Raw genomic sequence first — 20,825 nt, 5'->3', positions numbered from 1 at the left:
CCGTTGAGTCCCGACATGTTCGCCCCAGGCTGCCCGTCGAACCTGACTCCGTTCCGGATCGGCGACAAGTGGGCGGGTCTGGTCGTGCTGTGCCTGGAAGAAGGACCGCGCCGGTTCTCCGAACTGCGGGTGCCGTTGCGGGGCGTCACGGCGAAGGTCCTCACGGAAACTCTGAGGGCGTTGGAGCGCGACGGCATGATCACGCGGACGGCGTACGACGAGACACCGCCACGGGTGGAGTACGAACTCACCTCGCTGGGCCGGACGTTGTTCGAGCCGATCGAGGCGTGCCGCGAGTGGGCGGCGAAGCACCTTCCGGAGCTTATCGCCGCCCGTGAGGCGTATTCGGGATAAAAGTTAGCCGAGAAGGCCCAGCACGATGATCGTCAGCAGCGTGATCGCGGCGGCGAAGGCGGTCACCCAGGCGCGCTGTGCGGCGGTGATGGAGGCGTTGTTCACGGCGGTTCCCCGGGGAGAGAAGCGACAGGTCCGCCGTGAACAGCGCGTTGATCAGGCTCCGCGTTACTTGCGGAGGGCCGCTGTGATCAAGATCACTGGTCGTGCTGGTGATGCCGCCCTCGCGCCGTGTGCCAGAGCACTCCGGCCGCGGCCGCCACCATCGTGCCGAATGCCGAGAACCCCACCACGATCGCTTGCGTCATCACTCGTCCTTTCTCGTTGTTCCTACTGGAAGGACGTCCGAGAGGCGGCGGCGTGGCGTGAGCGTCGCGGACGTCACACGTCGGTGAGTACCCCGTCGATCTGCGACGCAAGCGCGAAGTCCTTCTCCGTCAGCCCTCCGGCGGAGTGGGTGCTGAGCCGGAACGTCACCGTCCGCCAGCGGATGTCGATGTCGGGATGGTGGTCGGCCGCCTCCGCCAGTTCGGCCACCTTGTCCACCGCTTCGATGGCCTTCGGGAAGCTCGGCAGCTCCGCCGTTCGCTCGATGGTGACGCCCTCGCGGGTCCAGCCGGAGAGCTTCGTCACGGCTTCGTCGGCCTGCGTGTCGGTCAAGATTTCCGCCATGACTCCATGGTGGTACGCCGTCGGCTACGCTGCACGTTTGCCACGGGTCCCCCAGGAAAACGCAGGAGGCTAGATGAAACGCGCCCTCCGCACGCTCGTTGCGGCTGGCACGGTGGCCGCCCTCGTCGCGGGCTGCTCGCTCTCCGGGAACTCCGGAGGAGACCCGCAGGGACCGACGACGGTCACGCTCGTGACGCACGATTCGTGGCTCGCCCCGCAGGAGGTCCTCGACGCGTTCGAGCGGCAGTCCGGGATCAAGATCTCCGTGCTCAAGCAGGGTGACGCCGGCGCGCTGACCAACAAATTGGTGCTGACGAAGGCGAACCCGATCGGCGACGTCGCGTACGGCATCGACTCGACGTTCGCCTCCCGCGCACTTTCCGAGGGTGTTTTCGAGCAGTACACCAGCCCGGAAGCCGATCGCGGCCCGCAGCGGTACTCCATCGACCCCGGGCACCGGCTCTCCGCGGTCGACCTCGGCGACGTCTGCGTCAACATCGACACCCGCTACTTCGCGGACAAGGGCCTCCCGGAGCCGAAGTCGTTCGCGGACCTCGCCGACGCCAAGTACAAGGACTTGATGGTCGCCGAGAGCCCCGCGACGTCGTCGCCGGGCCTGGCGTTCCTGCTCGGCACCGTCGCCCAGTTCGGCGACCAGGGCTGGCAGGGGTATTGGACGCAGCTGAAGGCCAACGGGCTCAAGACGGTCAGCGGCTGGGAAGAGGCTTACACCAAGGAATTCTCCGGCTCCTCCGGCAAGGGGCCGCGGCCGATCGTCGTCTCCTACGCGTCGTCGCCCGCCGCCGAGCTCGGCGAAGACGGCAAGCCGCGCACGAAGGCGCTGCTGGACACCTGTTACCGCCAGGTCGAGTACGCGGGCGTGCTGGCGGGCGGCAAGCAGGTCGAGAAGGCCCGTAAGGTCGTGGACTTCCTGCTGTCCCAGCAGTTCCAGGTGACCGTGGCGAGCAACATGTACGTCTACCCGGCACGCCAGGGCGTCGAACTCCCGCAGGGCTGGGCGCAGGCCGCGCCGCTGCCGCAGGAACCGAAGACGCTCGAACCGGCCAAGATCCAAGCCGGGCGTGAGCAGTGGATCGCCCAGTGGCGCACTCTCTTCGAGGGCTGAAGACTTCTGGGCTGAGTTCCCGTGGAGTCGGGCTGGCCGCACTCGCCGTGCTGCCGCTCGGCTTCCTCGTGGTCTTCTTCGCCTGGCCGGTCGCGGCGATCGTCGCCCGTGGTTTCGGCTCCGGCGGGGTCGGCGCGGCCATCGGTGACCCGCTGACCTGGAAGCTCGCGGGGTTCACCGTCGCCAGTGCCGGCGCTTCGACGATCGTCGCGGTGCTCGCGGGCCTGCCGGTGGCGTTCCTGCTCGCCCGGGTGCGGCTGCCGGGAGTCTCGCTGGTCCGGACGCTGGTTCTGGTGCCGTTCGTGCTGCCGACGGTCGTGGTCGGCCTGGCGTTCCGCGCGCTCTGGCCGGACGGCGGACTGCTGCCCTTGGTGCTGGCCAACGCCTTCTTCAACGTCGCCGTCGTCGCGCGCACGGTTTCCGGTCTGTGGAGCCATCTCGACCCGCGCACCGTCGACGCCGCGCGGGCACTCGGCGCGTCGCCGTGGCGCGCCTTCGCCGCGGTGACGCTGCCCGCGCTCGCGCCTGCCGTCGCGTCGGCCGCGGCGGTCGTGTTCCTGTTCTGCGCCACCAGTTTCGGGGTCGTGCTCATTCTCGGTGGGGCGAAGTTCCGGACGCTGGAGACGGAGATCTATCTGCGCACGGTCGAATTGCTCGACCTTTCCGGCGCGGCCGCGCTGTCGCTCGTGCAGTTCGCCGCCGTCGTCGCCGCGCTCGTGGTGGGCGCGCTGGCCAGGCGGCGCCGTGAGAACGCGGTGCGGCTGCGCTCCCGGTCCGAGACGGCGCGGCGGCCGAGAGGTGGCGAGTGGTGGGCCGTCGGGGCCGGGTTGGCGGTGATCGCCTTGCTCATGACGCCGATCGTGGCGCTGCTCGTCGAGTCTGTGTCCACTTCGGACGGTTGGAGCTTCGCGGGGTACGAAGCGCTCGCCGGACAGGGCTCCCGTGGCGCGCTTCAGGTTTCTGGCTGGGACGCGGCGTCGATGTCGCTGCGGACGGCGTTCGACGCGACGATGCTCGCGATGATCGTCGGGGTGCTCGCCTCGGTCGTGCTGGTGGCCTTGCGGCGTACGCCGGGCAGGCTGGCACGGGGGATGGGCGAGACGATGGACGCGGCGTTGATGCTGCCGCTCGGCGTGTCAGCGGTGACCGTCGGTTTCGGCTATCTCGTCACGCTCGACGCGCTCCCCGGCGACCTGCGGACGTCGCCGCTGCTGGTCCCGCTCGCCCAGGCCTTGGTGATCATCCCGCTGATCGTGCGGATGGTGCTGCCGGTGCTGCGCTCGGTCGACGTCCGGCTGCGGCAGGCCGCCTCGACACTCGGCGCGAGTCCCGGCCGGGTGTGGCGCGAGATCGATCTCCCGCTGACCGCGCGTTCGCTGGTGGCGGCGGCGGGCTTCGGTTACGTGGTCGCGCTCGGCGAATTCGGCGCGACGAGTTTCCTGGCCAGGCCGGACGCGCCGACGTTGCCGGTCGCCGTCGCGACGCTCATCTCACGGCCGGGTGAACTGAACAACCAGATGGCCTACGCGGCCTGCGCGCTGCTCATGATCGTGACCGTGGCGGCGGTGGTGCTGATCGACCGGTTCGGCGCGGTCCGCGGGCAGAATTCGGTAGGGGAGTTCTAGTGTCACTGTCGGTACGGGAGCTGAGCGTCCACTATGGATCGTTCGCGGCGGTGAAGGACGCCGGGCTGGACATCGCCGACGGCGAGGTGCTCGCCCTGCTCGGCCCGTCCGGCTCGGGTAAGTCGACGCTGTTGCGGGCCATCACCGGGTTGGAGCCGCTGACCTCGGGAACCGTGCGCTGGGACGGCGAGGACCTCGTCGGGGTGCCGGTGCATCGGCGGGGGTTCGGGCTGGTGTTCCAGGACGGGCAGCTGTTCCCGCACAAGGACGTGACCTCGAACATCGCGTTCGGCCTGCGGATGCACGACGTCCCGCGCGCCGAGCACGCCGAGCGGGTGCGCGCCCTGCTGGAACTGGTCGGACTGAGCGGGTACGAGCGACGTCGGGTGACCGAGCTGTCCGGCGGGCAGGCGCAGCGAGTGGCGCTGGCCCGTGCGCTGGCTCCGGAACCGCGATTGCTGCTGCTGGACGAGCCACTGTCCGGTTTGGACGCCGGACTGCGGGAGCAGCTCGCGATCGACCTCGCGGCGTTGCTGAGGCGCAGCAAGATCACCGCGTTGCTGGTCACGCACGATCAGGAAGAGGCGTTCACGCTCGCTGACCGGGTGGCCGTCCTCGACGGCGGTGAGATCCGGCAGGAGGGCGCGGTGCGCCGGGTCTGGCGGCAGCCGGTGGACGAGGGGGTGGCGCGGTTCCTCGGCGTGACGGCCTTCGTCGACGGCGAGGCGTCCGGCGGCACGGTGCGGACCGTGCTCGGCGACGTCACCCTTCCCGACGTCAAGGACGGCGCTGTGCGGCTGGGGTTGCGGCCACATGGCCTGCGGGTTTCGGAAAGCGGGGTGGCGGGCGAGGTCACGGCGGTGGTGCACCGGCGGGAACACGTCCGGCTCGTGGTCGCGCCCGGCGGCGATCTGTCCATTGTGGACGCCGTCGCGCCGGTCACCGCCGACTTGCGTCCGGGCGACACCGTCCGGCTCGCTCTGGACCCGGACGGCGTCGCCCAACTCCCGCAATTCGTCCTCTGAACGCGTTAGTTCGCTTACCCAACTACCGCATTTAGAGGACGAAACGCGGGAGTGGTGGGGATCAGACGGCGACCAAGCGGATGAGCAGGACCAAACCGAGCGTCAGGGCGGCGCAGGCGATCGCGAGCCACGCGTAGCCCTCCATCGGCGAGTCGTAGAGGGTGTGCACGGTGCCGTACCGGTTCAGCCTGCGGCCGATCACGCGGATCAGAATCGCGCTGAGGACGAACCCCGCCACCCACGCTATGTCGGTGATCAGGGTCTTCCCGTCGAACACTCCCTGGAAGACGACGCCGACGGCGAGTCCGAGCAACAGCAGTGGGCCCACCAGGCAACCTGCCCCGGACCACTTGACGGCACCAACCTCGTACATGTCGCGCCCCTTCGCAGAAGCCCCGACCTTACCGCCCCTCGACGCCGTGAAGGCCTCCTTGCCTACCCTCAAGGTAGTAAAGGAGGCCTTCACGGCACGAAGAGTCAGCCGTCCCGCGTCGTGAGGCGCGCGTAGGCGATCGAGAGCCCGATGGCGATGTAGCAGGCGGCGCGCAGCGCGCCTTCGCCGAGCATCGTGGTGTCGATGGGATCCATCAGTACCGATGCCGGCGCCTGCGACCAGTTCTCGTTGAGCAGGAACGGATGCAGCCACGACACCGCGTCCAGGAACCCGAGGATGGTGAACACGATCGTCCCGGCCAGCACCGAGGCGACGACCAGCATCGGGTGTTCGGTGAACGACGAGATCGCGAGCGCGACCGCGCCGACCGCCCACAATTGCAGGACCACCCACGCCGCCACGAGCAGGATGCGGCCCAGCGCGTCCCAGACGCTCAACGTCGAGCCGGTGAGGGTGAACATCGAATCGGTGCCGCTGATGATGAGCCCGGTGACGAAACCGGTGAACGTCATGGCCAGTACCGCGATCGTCGAAACCGTCGCGACGCCGAACGCCTTGATCGCGAGCAGCCTGCCGCGGCCGACCGGGGCGACCAGCCAGCCCCGCAAGGTCCCGTGTGCCGCTTCACCGGCGATCGCGTCCGCCCCCGCCATCGCCGAAGCGAGCGGGAGCAGCAACGCCAGCGTCATGGTGAGCGCCGCGACCGGGAGGACGAAACCGTTGCTGACCGCGGAGGCGAGCAAGGCCCCGTCGTCGCTCTGCCCCCCGTTGGGCCCGGACACGTCGTCGACGAGCGTCAGCGCGACGCCGATGATCACCGGGATCAGCGCGAGCAGCCCCAGGACGGCCAGGGTGCGGGGCCGCCGGAAGATCCAGCGCAGTTCGGCGCGATACAACCGAAGCAGGCCGACACTGTCCTGGCCGGTCCGCGCCGCGGGTGCCGCGGCCAGAGCGTGGGTCACGACTCTCCCTCACTGTCTACAGTGGACTCGGGTTGGGTCAGGCGGGCGAACAGATCTTCGAGTCCGGTCCGCGCCCTCGCCGCCTCGTGCACCGCGACCCCGGCCGTCACCAGGTGTCGAAGCACGTCGGGAGCTTCGGTGGCGGTGAGATCGACACGGACGCCGTCCGGCGTCAGCCTGCTGCCGATCCTGTTCTCCCGCAACGTTTCCACCGCGAGTTCGGCGTCCGGCGTCCGCACCAGCAGCGCCGCGTTCCCCGACTCCAGCAGTTCCGCGAGCTCGCCCTGGGCGATCACGTTCCCCGACTGGAGCACCGCGACGTGCGTGCAGGTCGCTTCGACTTCGGCCAGCAGATGCGACGACACCAGGACGGTGACGCCGTCGGCGTGCAGTTCCCCGATGATCCGGCGGATCTCCCTGGTCCCGGCCGGGTCGAGGCCGTTGGTCGGCTCGTCGAGCACGACCATCCGCCGCGGTACGAGCAACGCGCTCGCCAGCCCCATCCGCTGTTTCATGCCCAGCGAATACCCCTTGTAGCGCCGGGTCGAGGCGTCGGTCAGGCCGACCCGCTCCAGCGCCGAGTCGACAGCGCCGGGAATCCCGGCGGCCGCCAGCCTCGGCTCGGCCGCGGCCACGCGCAGCAGGTTCTCCCGCCCGGATAGAAAGGGATAGAAGCCCGGCCCTTCGACCAGCGCGCCGACGTCGGGCAGCGCGTGCGCCGCCTCGTCGGGCATCCGCTTGCCGAAGAGTTCGACCTCGCCCTCGGTCGGGCGTACCAGGCCGAGCAGCATCCGGATGGTCGTCGTCTTGCCCGAACCGTTGGGGCCGAGCATCCCCAGCACGGCGCCTTCGGGAACGTCGAGGTCGACGTGGTCCACGGCCACCGTGCGGCCGTAGACCTTGCGCAGGCCCCTGGTGCGGGCCGCCATGGGTACCGCCGGAGCGGACGCCTCCTGCGAGACGTCCGCTCCGGCTACGAACGTGGTGGTCACTTCGCGGCCAAGGCCTCGAAGAGAACCTGCTCCGGCACCGCGCCGACGGCGTAACGGCCGTCGTCGGTCAGCACGCCGGTGCCGACCTTGGTGGTCACCAGCCAGCCACTGCCCCAGGCACCGCTGACCGGCTTGGCGAACCGCGAAAGCAGCGCCTTCGGGTCGACCTGGTTGCCTTCGCCGTCCTTCGCGGTTCCGGCCTTCGCCAGCGCGTCGGCCGGGATCTTGCCGGTGATCGCGGTGTCCCAGCCGTCGCCGACGACCTTGACGTCACTCTTCGCCTGCTCGGCGAGCTCACGGTCCTTCGGGTCGATCTCGGCGGTCTTCTCGGTCACCTTCGCGCCCTTCGGCGGGGTGAACTCGAAGTTCGACGCGGGCTGGTTCGCGAAGTTGATCTCGCTGAACGAAGCTTCGAACGCCGGCGAGGAGGTGCCGTTGGCCAGCACGGTCACGCGCAGCGGCATCCGCGTCTGCTCGTCGATCGCGACCCGGATCTCGCGCAGGAGCGTCCGCTCGGTCGGCTTCGGCGTCAGCACCAGTTCGTACGCGGCGCGGTTGGCGACCGACGACGTCCCGTCAACGGCGATCGTGCTGCTCTCCCGCACCTTGCCGAGCAGTTCCGAGGCCACCGTGGCCGGGTCGACGGCCTGACCGTCGGCCTTGGTCTTGTGCTCCTTGGCCAGTTCCGGCGGGATCGTGATCTTGGTGGCGGAGTTGTCCTTGGAGTTGTACTCCCAGACGGTCTCGCCGTTCCGGACGATGGTCTGCTGGCTGGAGCCTTCGGTGAGCGACATCTTGCTCTTGCCCGCACCGTCCGTCGACACCTGTGCCGAGTCGATGCTGAGCGCCGACGCGCCGGGCAGCGCGTTGCCGACCCGAGGCAGGCCGAGGTCGTTGTCGACCTTGACCTTCCCGTCGAACGCCAACGGCTTCGCGTTGAGCGTCGACTGCACCAGCTCTTCGGCGCTGATCTGCGGCAAGACGGGCGCGTCACCCGCGGTGGCCGGCATCGCGACGACGGCGAGCCCGCCGACACCCAGTGCCGTCCCCACCACCGCCGCGGTGATGGCCTTCCTCTTCGGATCCATGCTGTCTCTCCCTGCTTCCCCGAACCCGGAGTGTGCTCGGGTCTTGGCGACAACGCTTCCCCGGAAACGCTGAGATACCACTCAGACTTCACCGCCGGAGCTGAGATGGCGCTGAGAGCTCGCGCGTGAGCTGGTGAAACCGTGAATGATGAGTGACGTGAAACCTCGAGTACTGGTGGTCGACGACGAACCCGGCGTACGCAAAGCCTTGCAGCGCGGACTGCACGCCGAGGACATGGACGTGGTCACGGCGGCGGACGGGCCCAGCGGCCTGCGGCTCGCGCAGACGGGCTCCTTCGACGTCGTCCTGCTCGACATCATGCTTCCGGGGCTTTCCGGCTACCGCGTGCTCGAACGGCTGCGCGCGATCGGCGTCACCACTCCAGTGCTGATGATCTCCGCCAAGGACGGCGAGGTCGACCAGGCCGACGGCCTCGACCTCGGCGCCGACGGATATCTCGTGAAACCGTTCTCGTTCGTCGTCCTGGTCGCGCAGGTGCGCGCGGTGCTGCGGCGCGCCTCGCCGGACGCGATCCGCGGGCCGCTGCGGATCGGCGCGCTCGAAGTCGACCGGAGCCTGCGGCAGGTCCGCTACGACGGTGTCGAGGTCGCGTTCAGCCCACGCGAGTTCGCGCTGCTCGAAGTGCTGGCCGGCCGGGCGGGCACGGTGGTGACCAAGGACGAGCTGCTCCGCGCGGTCTGGGGTGACGAGCAGGCCGCGACCCGCAACGTCGTCGAGGTCTACGTCGGTTACGTGCGCCGCAAGCTCGACGCCGTCGGCGGCGGCGCCCTCGTCCGAACCGTGCGCGGGCACGGCTATCTGGCCTCGGACGCGCAGCTCGACGAAGTCATCGCTCCGGTGGGACAGGGGTGATCGGCTCGCCGTCTTGGTGGCGCCGCCGTTCGCTCCAGGTCCGGATCACCCTGCTCGCGGCCGCGGTCACGCTCGGTTTCCTGCTCGGGCTGGCGGCGGTCGCCGGTGACAATCTTCGGCCGCTGCTCATCGACTCGGTCGACGACGAACTCGGCGCCCAGCTGGCGACCGCGACCGCCGACGTCGCCGCGGGCAGGACGCCGTCGGGATCGGCGGTCACCGTCCGCGTACTCGACACCGGGGGCGGGCCGGTGGACGGCCTGCCGCCCGCGAATCTCGGTCCCGCCGAGGTCCGCGCGCTGAAGGCGGGGGAGCCGATCACGACCGGCGGCGAGCACAGCTGGCGGTGGGCCGGGACCGTGGTCACCGCGCCCGACGGGCAGCAACGGCTCGTCGTCGCGGGAGCGGGACTGGTCGGTTTCGCGACGGCCGTGCACTCAGGTGGTCTCTGGCTGTTCGTGGTCGCGTCCGTCGGGGCGGTGGGCGCCGGGATCGCGACATGGCTGCTGGTGCGGTTCGCGCTGCGGCCGGTGGCCCGGATGCGCGGGTCGGTGCGGGCGCTCCCGCCGGGCGCGCGGCTGCCGCTGCCGGATTCGCACGACGAACTCCGCGCGCTGGCCGAGGAGTTCAACGCGCTGCTGGCCCGGCAGGAAGAGAGTGCCGGACGGCTGCGGCGCTTCACCGGGGACGCGGCGCACGAACTGCGGTCGCCGGTCGCGTCGATCCGCGTGCAGGCCGAGGTCGCCGTCACCAACCCCGATCCCGACCTCGCCCAGGAGACGCTGTCGGACATCCTCGAGGAGGCGGAACGGCTTTCCGCGCTGCTCGACGGATTGCTGGCGCTGGCGAGGTCGGACGCGGGGGAGGTCCCGCCCTCGGAACCGGTCGAGCTGGTGAGCGAGGTGCGGGCGGTGGTCGCGAGGTTGGCACGGTCGTCTCCGGACGCGCCGGACATCCGGGTCACCGGAACCGTCGGGACCGCGTGGGCACTGGCCACGCACGCCGAGGTCGAACTGGTGCTGAGCAACCTGCTGCGCAACGCCTGCGGGTACGCGCGCGGCGAGATCGTGGTGTCGGTGCTCGCGGCACGCTCCACCGTGCGCGTGGTGGTCGACGACGACGGGCCGGGTATCGAGCCGGAACACCGGGATCGTGTCTTCGACCGGTTCTATCGCGTTTCCGATTCGCGGGCACGGTCCTCCGGCGGCACCGGGCTGGGGCTGGCGATGGTCGCCGAGGCCGTCCGGCGGCGCGGTGGCCGGGTGCGCGTCGGCGAATCACCCGACGGCGGGGCCCGCTTCCAGATCGTCTGGCAGGCGGCACGGCCGTGAAGGCCTCCTTCCCTGCTCTCAAGGTAGGGAAGGAGGCCTTCACGGACCAGAATATGGTGTGCCACGTGGTGATCGTGGGCGCCGCCATCGTGCGGAACGGACAGCTGCTGGCGCAGCAGCGGGCTTGGCCCGCCGACCACGCCGGGCAATGGGAACTGCCGGGCGGCCGGGTCGAGGACGGCGAAAGTGACGAGGCCGCCTTGGCGCGGGAATGCGTGGAGGAGCTGGACGTCGCGGTGACGGTCGGGAGCCGGGTCGGCGACGACGTCCCGTTGCCGGGCGGGAAGGTGCTGCGGATCTACGCGGCTTCGCTGGTCTCGGCGGGGGACGAGCCGCGGGCGGTGGAGCACAAGGACGTCCGGTGGGTCTCCGCGCGCGACCTCGACGACCTGGACTGGCTGCCCGCCGACCGCGTACTCCTGCCCGCGCTGCACGCCCTGCTCGTTCCCGCGTGAGCTTCACCTCGCGCCAAGTGTCATGAGGGGTCCCCATAGGACGAACTTCGTCCTATGGGGACCCCTCATGACACACGCACGCGAGTTCAGCCGGCGCCGATGAGCCGCAGCGCGGACTGGACCCGGTGCTCGCCCCGTTCCGCCGCCCGGACGGCACCCGCCTTGCGGACCCGCTCCAGCTCCCCGGGGTCGGCGAGCAGCGCCAGGGCGCGTTCCCGGACCGGCCGCAGTTCCTCGATCAGCGCTTCCGCCACGGCCTCTTTCACCTGGCCGTACGAGGCGTACTGATCGGCGAGGACGGCGGGCTTCTCCTTGACGCAGGCGGCGAGGATGTCCAGCAGGTTCGCCATCCCCGGCCGGGTTTCCGGCGCGTAGACCGGCTTCGACCCGCCGTCGGTCACCGCGCGTTTCACCTTCCGCCGGACTTGGTCGGCCTCGTCGAGGACGAAGACGACCCCGGCCTCCTCGCGGGTCGATTTCGACATCTTCCGCGTCGGCACGGAGAGGTCCATGATCCGCGCCCCGGCGGGCGGCAGGACCGCCTTCGGCATGGTGAACACCTCGCCGTAGGTGGAGTTGAACCGCTTCGCCAGCGTCCTGGCCAGTTCGACGTGCTGCCGCTGGTCCTCGCCGACCGGGACCTCGTCCGCGCCCTGCAGGAGGATGTCCGCCGCCATCAGCACCGGATAGGTCAGCAGGGACAGCCGGACCCCGGCGCGGCCCTTCGACTTGTCCTTGAACTGGATCATCCTGGCGGCCTCGCCGTAGTTGCAGGTGCATTCCAGGACCCAGTTGAGCGCGCCCAGCTCGCGAGCGATGTCCGATTGCACGAACACGCGGTCGGGTTCGATCCCGGCCGCGATCAGCACGGCGAGCTGCTCGGCCGCCATCGACCGCAGTTTCGCCGGGTTGTGCGACGTCGTCATGGCGTGCAGGTCGGAGACGAAGTACAGGTCATCCGGCCCGCCCTCGTCCGCCCAGCGCCGGATGGCCCCCAGGTGGTTCCCGACGTGGACGTGGCCGGACGGGGTGATCCCGGACAACCTGATCATCTGCCTTCTTCCTTCCGGATTCGGGCCGCCCCAGGGTCCGGGCACGAAAAAGGCCGCCCGGTGGGGCGGCCTGGTGGTGCGCTCGTCTGGTTCAGCGCAGGACTTCGGGGCCGCCGGAGGGCGGCCACCACTGGGCGTTCTGCGCGCGCATGCCGACGATGCTAGCGCACCCCTCGCGTTTCGTCCTCTGGATGCGGTGGTTCGACGCCGAACCACCGCATCCAGAGGACGAAACGCGACGTTCGCGTCAACACTTCATATCGGCGAGGGCGGTGCGGCTGTCACAGTGGAGATTCGGGTCCGCCTTCATCTCATTTATGTCGTTCTGCTGACCTACACCGCACCCATCGAAGAAATCGACTACGCGCTGCCTGAGCACGCCGACTGGCTGACCAAACAATACGAGCGCGGGAATTTCCTCGCCTCCGGCAGACGCAATCCGCGCATCGGCTCTGTCCTCGTCACCAGGCTCATGACCAGGGGAAAGCTGGACGCGATCCTCGCGACCGACCCCTTTTCGATCAAGCACATGGCCGCTTACGAGGTGATCGAATTCTCGCCGACCCGCACCGCTCCGGAACTGCGGGTGGTCAACGAGGCGGTGGTGCGCTGAAAATCTTTCACGACGCCCGATCAGGCCGCTTTCGCGATCTTCGTCTTCGCCTTTTTCAGTGCGAGAACGGGGCATTTGCCGCACCGCGATTTGGACCGGCAGCATTTCTTCTTGACCTTGCCGGACTTCATCCACTTGCGGACGAGCTTGTGCGGGTCGTCAGGTAGCTTCTTGCCCACTCGTGGCTCCTCGTCGGACTTCGTCGGCGACGCCCGCCTCGGCTCCTCACGTTAGGTGAGGCTAACCGATCTTGGGGCGTGGGGGTGCTCACAGTTCGGCTACAGGTACCCTGGTGTGGTCCGCGTATGGCCAAAGTCGGCCGACGTTACTCGATCGCGTGAGTGCGCCTTCGAGGCGGCGCGGGCACCACACCCGAACTTGAAACCTTTGGAGCCTTCGCGTGCCCGCAGCCAGCGCCACCGCAGTCGATGCCGGCCGCCATTCCGGCAAGACACGGCCCGACCTGCGCAACGTCGCCATCGTCGCACACGTCGACCATGGCAAGACGACCCTCGTCGACGCGATGCTCCGGCAGTCCGGGGCCTTCGAGGAGCGTGCCGAACTCGTCGACCGCGTGATGGACTCCGGGGAGCTCGAGCGGGAAAAGGGCATCACCATTCTCGCGAAGAACACCTCCATCCACCGCGAGACCGAGAGCGGTCCGGTGACGATCAACGTCATCGACACCCCCGGCCACGCGGACTTCGGTGGTGAGGTCGAACGCGGCCTCGCCATGGTCGACGGCGTCGTCCTGCTGGTCGACGCCAGCGAGGGCCCGCTCCCGCAGACCCGGTTCGTCCTGCGCAAGACCCTCGAGGCCGGCCTGCCGGTGATCCTCGTGGTCAACAAGACCGACCGCCCCGACGCCCGGATCTCCGAGGTCGTCGAGGAGACCCACGACCTGCTCCTCGACCTCGCCGGTGACATCGAGGACGCCGACCTCGACGCGATCCTCGACCTGCCGGTCGTGTTCGCGTCCGCGCGGGCAGGCAAGGCGAGCCTCGAGCAGCCCGCCGACGGCGCGGTGCCCGAGAGCGAGAACCTCGACCCGCTGTTCGAGACCCTGATGCGTCACGTGCCGCCGCCCTTCGCGGACAAGGAAGGCCCGCTGCGCGCACTGGTCACCAACCTCGACGCGTCGAACTTCCTCGGCCGGATCGCGTTGATCCGCATCCACTCCGGCAACCTGCGCAAGGGCCAGACCGTGGCCTGGATGCGCGAGGACGGCACCATCCAGAACGTCCGCATCTCCGAGCTGCTGGTCACCGAGGCGCTCACCCGCGTCCCGGCGACCGAGGCCAGCGCGGGCGAGCTGGTCGCCATCGCCGGCATCCCCGAGATCACCATCGGCGACACGCTGGCCGACGTCGAGAACCCCGAGGCGCTGCCCCGGATCGCGGTCGACGAGCCCGCGATCTCGATGACCATCGGTGTCAACACCTCGCCGCTGGCGGGCCGCAGCGGTGGCGACAAGGTCACCGCGCGGCTGGTCAAGGCCCGGCTGGACCAGGAGCTGATCGGTAACGTCAGCATCAAGGTGCTGCCGACCGAGCGTCCCGACACCTGGGAGGTCCAGGGCCGTGGCGAGCTGGCGCTGGCGATCCTCGTCGAGCAGATGCGCCGCGAAGGGTTCGAGCTGACCGTCGGCAAGCCGCAGGTGGTCACCCGGATGATCGACGGCAAGCTGCACGAGCCGTTCGAGCGCCTGTCGATCGACGCCCCGGAAGAGCACCTCGGCGGCATCACGCAGCTCCTCGCCGCCCGTAAGGGCCGCATGGAGCACATGGGCGGGCACGGCTCGGGCCGGATCAAGCTCGACTACGTCCTCCCGGCGCGCGGCCTGATCGGCTTCCGCACCGACTTCCTCACCGAGACCCGCGGCACCGGTATCGCGAACCACGTGTTCGAGGGCTACTTCCCGTGGGCGGGCGAGATCCGCACCCGCCACTCCGGTTCCCTGGTCGCCGACCGTTCCGGCCCGATCACCGCGTACGCGATGATCCAGCTGGCCGACCGCGGCACCTTCTTCGTCGAGCCGGGCGCCGAGGTGTACGAGGGCATGGTCGTCGGCGAGAACCCGCGCTCCGAGGACCTCGACATCAACATCACCAAGGAGAAGAAGCTGACCAACATGCGTCAGTCCTCCGCCGACGTGATGGAGACGCTGGCCCGCCCGCGCAAGATGGGCTTGGAAGAGGCGCTGGAGTTCTGCTCGGTCGACGAATGCGTCGAGGTCGCGCCGGACGTCGTCCGGATCCGCAAGGTCACGCTGGACGTCAACCAGCGCGCCAAGGAGCGCAACCGCAACAAGAACCGCGGCTGATCCTCGAAGCCGTAAACGCGCCGAAGGGGCGTCTCCTCACTCAGCGTGAGGGGGCGCCCCTTCGGCGTGCGGCGGGAAGTACATGATGGTCCCCTTCCTTGCGCCAGGCGCAAGGAAGGGGACCATCATGTACTTGGGAAGGCACTACCGGATCCACTCGCCGTAGGCGTCTGAAACGCCCTTGGCCAGAACGCTCATCAGCTCTCACGACCCCTTAGGGAAACCGCGCAAAGTGCCTGAATCGGACACCCGGGCCTCGGGAGGTGTCCTTTATGGACTGTCGGGTCGTCGTTGAGTCCGCTTCCGCCGTCAACACCGCGAAGCCGTGAGCGGGACAGTCGCCGCCAGCGTCACTGCCCGCGAGTTCCGCCGCGACAGCTTCGCCTCCCTCGCATCGGTGTAACGCTAAGTAGTCATCCGGGCTCTTAATGTGAAGAATCGTTTTTCCGTCGATTTGTGCTCCTTTTAGGACCGCCGTTCACATCACCGGAACGGCTTCCCGACGCGGCGAGAGGACGGCAACGGCCGCCGTACCGAGAACGCCGACACAACCCAGCGCGAAACAAACGATCCGAAATGCGTCGGTATAGGACTCGCCGGAGAGCTTCCCCCCGGTAATCGACGCGAGAACGGCGCCGACAACCGCGATCGCGATCGTTTCCGTCGCCAATCGTGCGGTGGTGAACATTCCGGCCGCCGTTCCGGAATGTTCCGGGCCGACGGAACCTATTGCCAAACCGTCCAGCAATCCCATCGTCAATCCCGTGCCCGTCCCCGCCAGAACGAGCGGGGCGAGCAACGAGAGCGCCCCGGACGCGGAGTTCATGGTCATCAGCAGAAAGGCGCCCGCGCCGCTCACGGCCACCGCGCCCGCGACGAACCACGACGACGGCAGCCGCCGTGCCAGCGCGGCACCCACGGTCGGGAACAGCACGGTCGGCGCGGTGAGCATCAGCAGCCACAGCCCGGCTTCCCCGGCGCCGAGCCCGAGGACCTCGATCAGGTACGACGGCAGGTAGACCAGCAACGGCACCAGAATGGTCACCAGCGCGCCCGCCGCGACGGCGAGCGATGTGAAGCCGCGGTTGGCCAGCAGGGCGAGATCGAACAGCGGATCGGCCCGCCGTCGCTCCACGAACGGGAAGACCACCGCGAGCACGACGGCCAGCACCAGGGCGCCGACGACGAGCGGATGCCCGAAGCCGAGATCGCCCGCTTCGACCAGTCCGAAGATCAGCAGCATGATCGCGCCCGTGAAGAGCGCGGCGCCCGCCCAGTCGACCCGGCGCCCGGATGTCCCGGGAACTCGCGGGAGAAGCGGCGTCAGGGCCAGCACGAGCGCCGCCACGACGGCCGGTGCGCCGAAGACGGCCCGCCAGCCCAGCAGATCGACGAGCAGGCCGCCGATCGACGGCCCGAACGCGAGCCCGATCCCGAGCACCGTGCCGACCAAGCCGAACGCCCGCGTCCTCGCCGCGCCTTGGAAGGTTTCGGTGAGGATCGCCAGCCCGCCGGTCACCGCGGCGGCCGCGCCGGTTCCGGCGATCAGCCGGACGACGTCGAGCACGACGATGTTCCCCGCCACGGTGCAGCCGATCCCGCCACCGACGAACAACGCGAGGCCCGCCACGTAGATCCGGCGTCTGCCCAGTACATCGGCCAGAGAACCCGCGAAGACCAGGAAGCTCGCGAAGCAGGCGTTGTACCCGTTGACGACCCACTGGGTCGCCGCGAGGCCGGCGCCGAGGTCGTCCGCGATGTCGGTCAGGGCGACCGAGGCGCCCGTGATGGTCAGCGGGAAGGTGAACGTGGACATGAGCACGATCACGAGGACGAGCGCGCGTTTGGTCACCCCGGCAAGCTAGTGGCCGACTACTTCGCGCGGCTAAGCGTTTTCCCATGGCCTGAGCAGGAACCTCACGGGCCTCCCGCACGTCCACCGGATGGGTGGTATTCAAGCCGGTCGGGCGACGGCCAGGCCGATATGGGAATCTCGCTGTGGCGGTCGGATCGACGTGGCAGCATGGCGAGGGACAAATCAGGAGGATTCAGGCGTGCGGTTAGTGACCACAGCGGCGCCCATGCTGGCGTGCGCGGCCGTGCTCCTCGCCGCCTGCAGCAATACGCCGCCCCCGCCCGTGGTCAGCTCCTCGGCCTCCCCAGTGAGCTCCTCGACCACGAAGACGCCTTCGCAGGTCGTGGTGGGTGTCGACACCATTCTCGGCGGCTACAACCCGCACAACCTCGCGGACGCGTCCCAGGTGACGTCGGCGCTCTCGCAGCTTCTGCTCCCGTCGGTGTTCCGCCCGAAGGACGACGGCAGTGTCGAGCTGGACAAGAACCTGATGAAGTCCGCCGAGGTCGTCTCGCAGCAGCCGTTCACGGTCGCGTACACGATCCGGCCGGACGCCTCCTGGTCCGACAGCGCGCCGATCGCCGCCGAGGACTTCGCGTACCTCCGCGAGGCGATGCGCGACCAGCCCGGCGTGATCGGCGCCGCGGGCTACCGGCTGATCTCCGACATCCAGTCGCGTGAGGGCGGCAAACGGGTCGAGGTCATCTTCGGCAAGCCCTACCCCGGCTGGCAGACGCTGTTCGCGAACCTCCTGCCCGCCCATCTGCTCAAGGACGCCCCGAGCGGCTGGCAGGGCGCGCTGGCGACCACCTTCCCGGCCGTCGCCGGGCCCTACTCGATCAAGAGCCTCGACACCGCGCGCGGAGAGGTGATCCTGGAGCGCAACGAGCGCTATTGGGAGAAACCCTCCGCACTGGACCGGATCGTGCTGCGTGCGGCCGATCAGGACGGCACCCTGGCCGCGCTGCGCAGTGGCAACGACCAGTTCGTGATGACCAGGACCGGCGCCACCGGCCTCAAACGGCTCGGCGAACTGGGTTCCGCCGTCCAGTTGCACACGGTCGCCCGGCCGACGGTCGCGCAGATCCTCCTGCGGCCGGTGAGTCCGACGCTGTCGGACCCCAAGGTGCGCGAAGGCGTCACCGCGCTGATCGACCGCGGCAAGCTGATCACCGAGACGGCGGACGGCGGCCCGTCGGACAAACTCCGTGCCGACGCGCAGGTCCGCGTCCCGTCGGGAACCGGTTTCCAGCCGACGATCCCGTCGCCGGGCCCGCCGTCGGCGCCCGATCCTGCCAAGGGCGAGGAACTGCTCAAATCCGCCGGATACACCAAGGAAGCCGGAACCTGGCGCAAGAACGGGAAGAACCTTTCGCTGGTCGTCGCCTCGCCCGCCAAGCAGGAGCCGTACGCGACGATCGCCAAGGAGCTGACGGCGCAACTGGTGGCCGCGGGGATCGAGGTCAACGCGATCGCGCCGCAGCCGAGGGAGCTGTTCTCGACGCTGCTGGCGATGCCGGTGCTCAACGGCGTCCAGCAGACGACGTCCGAGGGCGCGGGCAACGTCGGCATCGACATCGCCGTGATCGGCCAGGCCACCGGCGGCGCGGACGTCGCGTCGGTGCTGGCGTCCGTCTTCGGCTGCCGTCCTGATCAGCTCGCCGACAAGACCAAGGCCGTCGTGCCGGGGAACCCGCTCGGCTTCTGCGACCCGGCCCTGCAGCCGACGATCGACGCCGCGCTGACCGGCGCCACGCCCGCCGCCGACGCGCTTTCGACCCTCGAACCGGAATTGTGGCGCCGGAATGTGGCCATTCCGTTGTTCCAGCTGGCCGATACCCTCGCCATCGGCTCTGGTATTTCCGGAGTAACCGCTGGTCCTCCTATGGTGGGCCCTTTCGGGTCGGCGGTGAACTGGACGCGGGGTCCGAAGTAGCCGATTCGCGATCGAGTTCGCGCCGGAGGGTGACGTTTCCCGGCACGTTCGAGTGGCGGACCGATTCCTCCTGGTAACCAATATATTTCCTGAAGTCAGCCGCAAGTTACCCTTTGGTCACGATCGCCCCGTAACTGGTGACTGTTCGTGCATTTCCTTTCTAGCGTGCACCCGCAGTGCGCCAAATGAGGTTGCTTGGCGTGTCATAGGCTCCGGGCCATCTCACCGGAGCGGTGTGGGGTCCTGTTCCGATCTCAGGAACCCAGTGCTAGGAGGGCACACTTCATGAGGAAGTCCAAGGCAGTCTCCGCCTGGTCGCTGGTCGCGGCCTCCGCGCTTGTGCTGAGCGCATGCAGCGGTGGCGACAGCGGTAGTTCCGACCAGAACGGGTCGTCTACCGACATCAAGAGCATGGCGGTCGGCAAGGCGCAGAACGGCGAAAACTTCAAGCTCGCGGACACCCCGGGGTACGAAGGCACCGTCACCGTGGGTATCGACGACGGGTACTCGGGCTACAACAACGACACGCCCGACACCAACACGTCGTACAACACCTACATCCTGACGGCCGTGCTCGCCGGTGCCGATGTGCTCGACGGCAACAACAAGGTGCTGCTGAACAACGACGTGTTCGACTCCTGGGAGGTCACCTCCAAGGAGCCGCAGACCGTCGTCTACAAGATCAAGCCGAACGTGAAGTGGTCCGACGGCGAGGCGTTCGACTGCGACGACATGTACCTGTCGTGGCTGTCGCACTCCGGTGCCGCCAAGACCTCTGACGGCAAGCAGGCCTTCCTCGCCGCTTCGACGACCGGCTACCAGCTGATCAACCAGGCGACCTGCAAGGACGACCTGACCTTCGAGACCAAGTACACCGAGCCGTACCTGGACTACAAGGGTCTGTTCAACTCGACCGCGATCATGCCCGCGCACATCGTCGAGAAGCGCGCGAACGTCCCCGACATCACCAAGCTGACGCCGACCAGCGACTCGGCCCAGCTCAAAGCGGTGGGTGACTTCTGGACCAACGGCTTCAAGCAGTTCAAGGCCGAGGACATGCCGGCCTCGGGTCCGTACAAGATCACCGCGTTCGACCCCAACCAGAAGGCCGTCACGCTCGAGAAGAACCCGAACTGGATCGGTGGCAAGGGTGGCCCCTCCAAGATCGTCGTGAAGGCGATGGAGGACACCAAGGCCATGGCGACCGCGCTGCAGAACGGTGAGATCGACATCGCCGCTTCGACCCAGCCCGACGCCACCGCCGCCGGCACCCTGAAGAGCCTTTCCGCTCAGGGCGTCACCTACGGTTCGGCCTCGCAGCTGACCTTCGAGCACATCGACCTCAACTACAAGCGCATGTTCAAGGACAAGACCCTGCGCAAGGCGTTCTTCGAGGTGGTCAACCGCCAGGAGATCACCGACAAGCTGCTCAAGGAGGTCCAGGCCGACGCGACCCCGCTGAACAGCATCGTGTTCATGCCGGGCGAGCAGGGCTTCCAGGACCGCTACAGCAGCAAGGCCGGTCTGGGCGCCGAGGCCGCGGCCAAGACGCTTTCGGACGCCGGCTGGGTCAAGGGTGGCGACGGCATCTTCGCCAAGGACGGCCAGCGCGCGTCGTTCAAGATCTCGCACAACCAGAACGCCCGCCGTCAGCAGACCGTCGAGATCATCATCTCGCAGGCCAAGCTCGCCGGTATCGAGATCACGGACGACCAGGACGCGAACTTCCTGAAGGGCGGCCGCCTCGCGGCCAGCGACTACGACGCCGCGCTCTTCGGCTGGTCCGCCGCTCCGTTCAAGGCCGAGCAGAAGTCGATCTACATCACCCGGGTCGACGACAGCAGCCAGAACTACCAGGGCCTGTCCAACCCGACGATCGACTCCGCGTTCGAGGCGGCCGTGAAGGCCACCGACGAGGCCGTCCAGCTGGAGAGCTACCAGAAGGCCGACCAGGCGATCGCGGACGAGTACGCGACGCTGCCGCTGTTCCAGACCCCGTCCATGTGGGCGTTCAAGGGCATCGACCGCACTTACATGCAGTCGTACAACGGTGTCCTGTGGAACGTCGGTGAGTGGGAGAAGAAGTAGGGCCTAGCCCCGCTTTTTCACCTCTCGCTTACGCGATCCTGGAGGCGCGGGGGCCCGGCC

Annotated in this window: 19 protein-coding genes; 11 read left to right on the top strand and 8 right to left on the bottom strand. The window is 68.7% G+C overall.

The genetic code is table 11. From position 1 onward, the window contains the following. Positions 1 to 15: 15 nt before the first annotated feature. A complete protein-coding gene (locus tag ACZ54P_RS16535; protein ID WP_465462619.1) occupies positions 16 to 354 on the top strand; it encodes a winged helix-turn-helix transcriptional regulator in 339 nt (112 codons plus the stop codon). A gap of 381 nt (positions 355 to 735) precedes the next feature. On the opposite strand, the gene ACZ54P_RS16530 is transcribed toward ACZ54P_RS16535, so the two are convergent. After that, positions 736 to 1,026, bottom strand: a complete 291-nt coding sequence (locus tag ACZ54P_RS16530; protein WP_465462382.1) for a 4a-hydroxytetrahydrobiopterin dehydratase — start codon at positions 1,024 to 1,026, stop codon at positions 736 to 738. 73 nt (positions 1,027 to 1,099) lie between these two features. On the opposite strand from ACZ54P_RS16530, the gene ACZ54P_RS16525 reads away from it, so the two are divergent. The 3 genes from ACZ54P_RS16525 to ACZ54P_RS16515 are packed head-to-tail and all read left to right on the top strand — an operon-like array spanning position 1,100 to position 4,802. Beyond that, positions 1,100 to 2,152 (top strand): thiamine ABC transporter substrate-binding protein, encoded by a 1,053-nt coding sequence (locus ACZ54P_RS16525; RefSeq protein ID WP_465462381.1) that lies wholly within the window; start codon positions 1,100 to 1,102, stop codon positions 2,150 to 2,152. Beyond that, complete coding sequence (locus ACZ54P_RS16520; RefSeq protein ID WP_465462380.1) at positions 2,128 to 3,777, top strand: ABC transporter permease; 1,650 nt, start codon at positions 2,128 to 2,130, stop codon at positions 3,775 to 3,777. Before ACZ54P_RS16525 ends, ACZ54P_RS16520 begins: the two co-directional genes overlap by 25 nt. Beyond that, the gene (locus tag ACZ54P_RS16515) at positions 3,777 to 4,802 is read left to right on the top strand and encodes an ABC transporter ATP-binding protein (protein ID WP_465462379.1); all 1,026 of its coding nucleotides are present in this window, start codon (positions 3,777 to 3,779) and stop codon (positions 4,800 to 4,802) included. Before ACZ54P_RS16520 ends, ACZ54P_RS16515 begins: the two co-directional genes overlap by 1 nt. A 61-nt stretch (positions 4,803 to 4,863) precedes the next feature. On the opposite strand, the gene ACZ54P_RS16510 is transcribed toward ACZ54P_RS16515, so the two are convergent. The 4 genes from ACZ54P_RS16510 to ACZ54P_RS16495 all read right to left on the bottom strand — a co-directional run bounded on the left by ACZ54P_RS16510 (position 4,864) and on the right by ACZ54P_RS16495 (position 8,238). Beyond that, the gene (locus tag ACZ54P_RS16510) at positions 4,864 to 5,175 is read right to left on the bottom strand and encodes a hypothetical protein (protein WP_465462378.1); all 312 of its coding nucleotides are present in this window, start codon (positions 5,173 to 5,175) and stop codon (positions 4,864 to 4,866) included. A 104-nt stretch (positions 5,176 to 5,279) separates the two neighbouring features. After that, positions 5,280 to 6,158, bottom strand: coding sequence for an ABC transporter permease (locus ACZ54P_RS16505; protein WP_465462377.1), 879 nt, complete (start codon positions 6,156 to 6,158; stop codon positions 5,280 to 5,282). Further along, on the bottom strand, positions 6,155 to 7,150 hold the full coding sequence (locus ACZ54P_RS16500) for an ABC transporter ATP-binding protein (RefSeq protein ID WP_465462376.1): 996 nt from the start codon (positions 7,148 to 7,150) through the stop codon (positions 6,155 to 6,157). The genes ACZ54P_RS16505 and ACZ54P_RS16500 overlap by 4 nt, the downstream gene beginning before the upstream one ends. Then, complete coding sequence (locus ACZ54P_RS16495; protein WP_465462375.1) at positions 7,147 to 8,238, bottom strand: LolA family protein; 1,092 nt, start codon at positions 8,236 to 8,238, stop codon at positions 7,147 to 7,149. Before ACZ54P_RS16495 ends, ACZ54P_RS16500 begins: the two co-directional genes overlap by 4 nt. Before the next feature lie 145 nt (positions 8,239 to 8,383). Between ACZ54P_RS16495 and ACZ54P_RS16490 the strand changes: the two genes are divergently transcribed. The 3 genes from ACZ54P_RS16490 (at position 8,384) to ACZ54P_RS16480 (ending at position 10,898) form a co-directional block, all read left to right on the top strand. Continuing rightward, positions 8,384 to 9,112: a response regulator transcription factor gene (locus ACZ54P_RS16490; protein ID WP_465462374.1), complete on the top strand. Its 729-nt coding sequence runs from the start codon at positions 8,384 to 8,386 to the stop codon at positions 9,110 to 9,112. After that, complete coding sequence (locus ACZ54P_RS16485) at positions 9,109 to 10,443, top strand: ATP-binding protein (RefSeq protein WP_465462373.1); 1,335 nt, start codon at positions 9,109 to 9,111, stop codon at positions 10,441 to 10,443. Before ACZ54P_RS16490 ends, ACZ54P_RS16485 begins: the two co-directional genes overlap by 4 nt. 65 nt (positions 10,444 to 10,508) lie before the next feature. Further along, positions 10,509 to 10,898 (top strand): (deoxy)nucleoside triphosphate pyrophosphohydrolase, encoded by a 390-nt coding sequence (locus ACZ54P_RS16480; protein WP_465462372.1) that lies wholly within the window; start codon positions 10,509 to 10,511, stop codon positions 10,896 to 10,898. A gap of 86 nt (positions 10,899 to 10,984) precedes the next feature. Here the strand turns inward: ACZ54P_RS16480 and trpS are convergent, their stop codons facing one another. Continuing rightward, positions 10,985 to 11,950 (bottom strand): tryptophan--tRNA ligase, encoded by a 966-nt coding sequence (trpS, locus tag ACZ54P_RS16475; protein WP_465462371.1) that lies wholly within the window; start codon positions 11,948 to 11,950, stop codon positions 10,985 to 10,987. Between the two features lie 313 nt (positions 11,951 to 12,263). Here trpS and ACZ54P_RS16470 point away from each other — a divergent pair, with 313 nt between their 5' ends. Then, on the top strand, positions 12,264 to 12,563 hold the full coding sequence (locus ACZ54P_RS16470; protein ID WP_465462618.1) for a YciI family protein: 300 nt from the start codon (positions 12,264 to 12,266) through the stop codon (positions 12,561 to 12,563). A 20-nt stretch (positions 12,564 to 12,583) separates the two neighbouring features. Here ACZ54P_RS16470 and ACZ54P_RS16465 read toward each other — a convergent pair whose 3' ends face one another. Next, on the bottom strand, positions 12,584 to 12,742 hold the full coding sequence (locus tag ACZ54P_RS16465) for a hypothetical protein (protein WP_007028942.1): 159 nt from the start codon (positions 12,740 to 12,742) through the stop codon (positions 12,584 to 12,586). A gap of 221 nt (positions 12,743 to 12,963) precedes the next feature. Between ACZ54P_RS16465 and typA the strand changes: the two genes are divergently transcribed. Continuing rightward, positions 12,964 to 14,886 carry a translational GTPase TypA gene (typA, locus tag ACZ54P_RS16460; RefSeq protein ID WP_465462370.1) on the top strand — a complete coding sequence of 641 codons (1,923 nt, stop codon included), beginning with the start codon at positions 12,964 to 12,966 and terminating at the stop codon, positions 14,884 to 14,886. Between the two features lie 478 nt (positions 14,887 to 15,364). Here typA and ACZ54P_RS16455 read toward each other — a convergent pair whose 3' ends face one another. Beyond that, positions 15,365 to 16,738: an MFS transporter gene (locus ACZ54P_RS16455; RefSeq protein ID WP_465462369.1), complete on the bottom strand. Its 1,374-nt coding sequence runs from the start codon at positions 16,736 to 16,738 to the stop codon at positions 15,365 to 15,367. A 229-nt stretch (positions 16,739 to 16,967) separates the two neighbouring features. On the opposite strand from ACZ54P_RS16455, the gene ACZ54P_RS16450 reads away from it, so the two are divergent. Both ACZ54P_RS16450 and ACZ54P_RS16445 read left to right on the top strand, forming a co-directional pair. Further along, on the top strand, positions 16,968 to 18,677 hold the full coding sequence (locus ACZ54P_RS16450; protein ID WP_465462617.1) for an ABC transporter family substrate-binding protein: 1,710 nt from the start codon (positions 16,968 to 16,970) through the stop codon (positions 18,675 to 18,677). 285 nt (positions 18,678 to 18,962) lie between these two features. Beyond that, positions 18,963 to 20,765, top strand: a complete 1,803-nt coding sequence (locus tag ACZ54P_RS16445; RefSeq protein ID WP_465462368.1) for an ABC transporter family substrate-binding protein — start codon at positions 18,963 to 18,965, stop codon at positions 20,763 to 20,765. The last annotated feature ends 60 nt before the right edge of the window (positions 20,766 to 20,825 follow it).

The organism is Amycolatopsis sp. NPDC034160, from assembly GCF_055575355.1.
This window is presented reverse-complemented; position numbering and strand designations above follow the sequence as displayed.

Excerpts from the sequence above, each read along its gene's own strand:
- ACZ54P_RS16530 (WP_465462382.1), bottom strand. The coding sequence starts at position 1,026 with ATGGCGGAAATCTTGACCGACACGCAGGCCGACGAAGCCGTGACGAAG.
- ACZ54P_RS16535 (WP_465462619.1), top strand. The coding sequence starts at position 16 with ATGTTCGCCCCAGGCTGCCCGTCGAACCTGACTCCGTTCCGGATCGGC.
- ACZ54P_RS16445 (WP_465462368.1), top strand. The coding sequence starts at position 18,963 with ATGAGGAAGTCCAAGGCAGTCTCCGCCTGGTCGCTGGTCGCGGCCTCC.
- ACZ54P_RS16490 (WP_465462374.1), top strand. The coding sequence starts at position 8,384 with ATGATGAGTGACGTGAAACCTCGAGTACTGGTGGTCGACGACGAACCC.
- trpS (WP_465462371.1), bottom strand. The coding sequence starts at position 11,950 with ATGATCAGGTTGTCCGGGATCACCCCGTCCGGCCACGTCCACGTCGGG.
- ACZ54P_RS16510 (WP_465462378.1), bottom strand. The coding sequence starts at position 5,175 with ATGTACGAGGTTGGTGCCGTCAAGTGGTCCGGGGCAGGTTGCCTGGTG.
- ACZ54P_RS16525 (WP_465462381.1), top strand. The coding sequence starts at position 1,100 with ATGAAACGCGCCCTCCGCACGCTCGTTGCGGCTGGCACGGTGGCCGCC.
- ACZ54P_RS16450 (WP_465462617.1), top strand. The coding sequence starts at position 16,968 with ATGCTGGCGTGCGCGGCCGTGCTCCTCGCCGCCTGCAGCAATACGCCG.
- ACZ54P_RS16495 (WP_465462375.1), bottom strand. The coding sequence starts at position 8,238 with ATGGATCCGAAGAGGAAGGCCATCACCGCGGCGGTGGTGGGGACGGCA.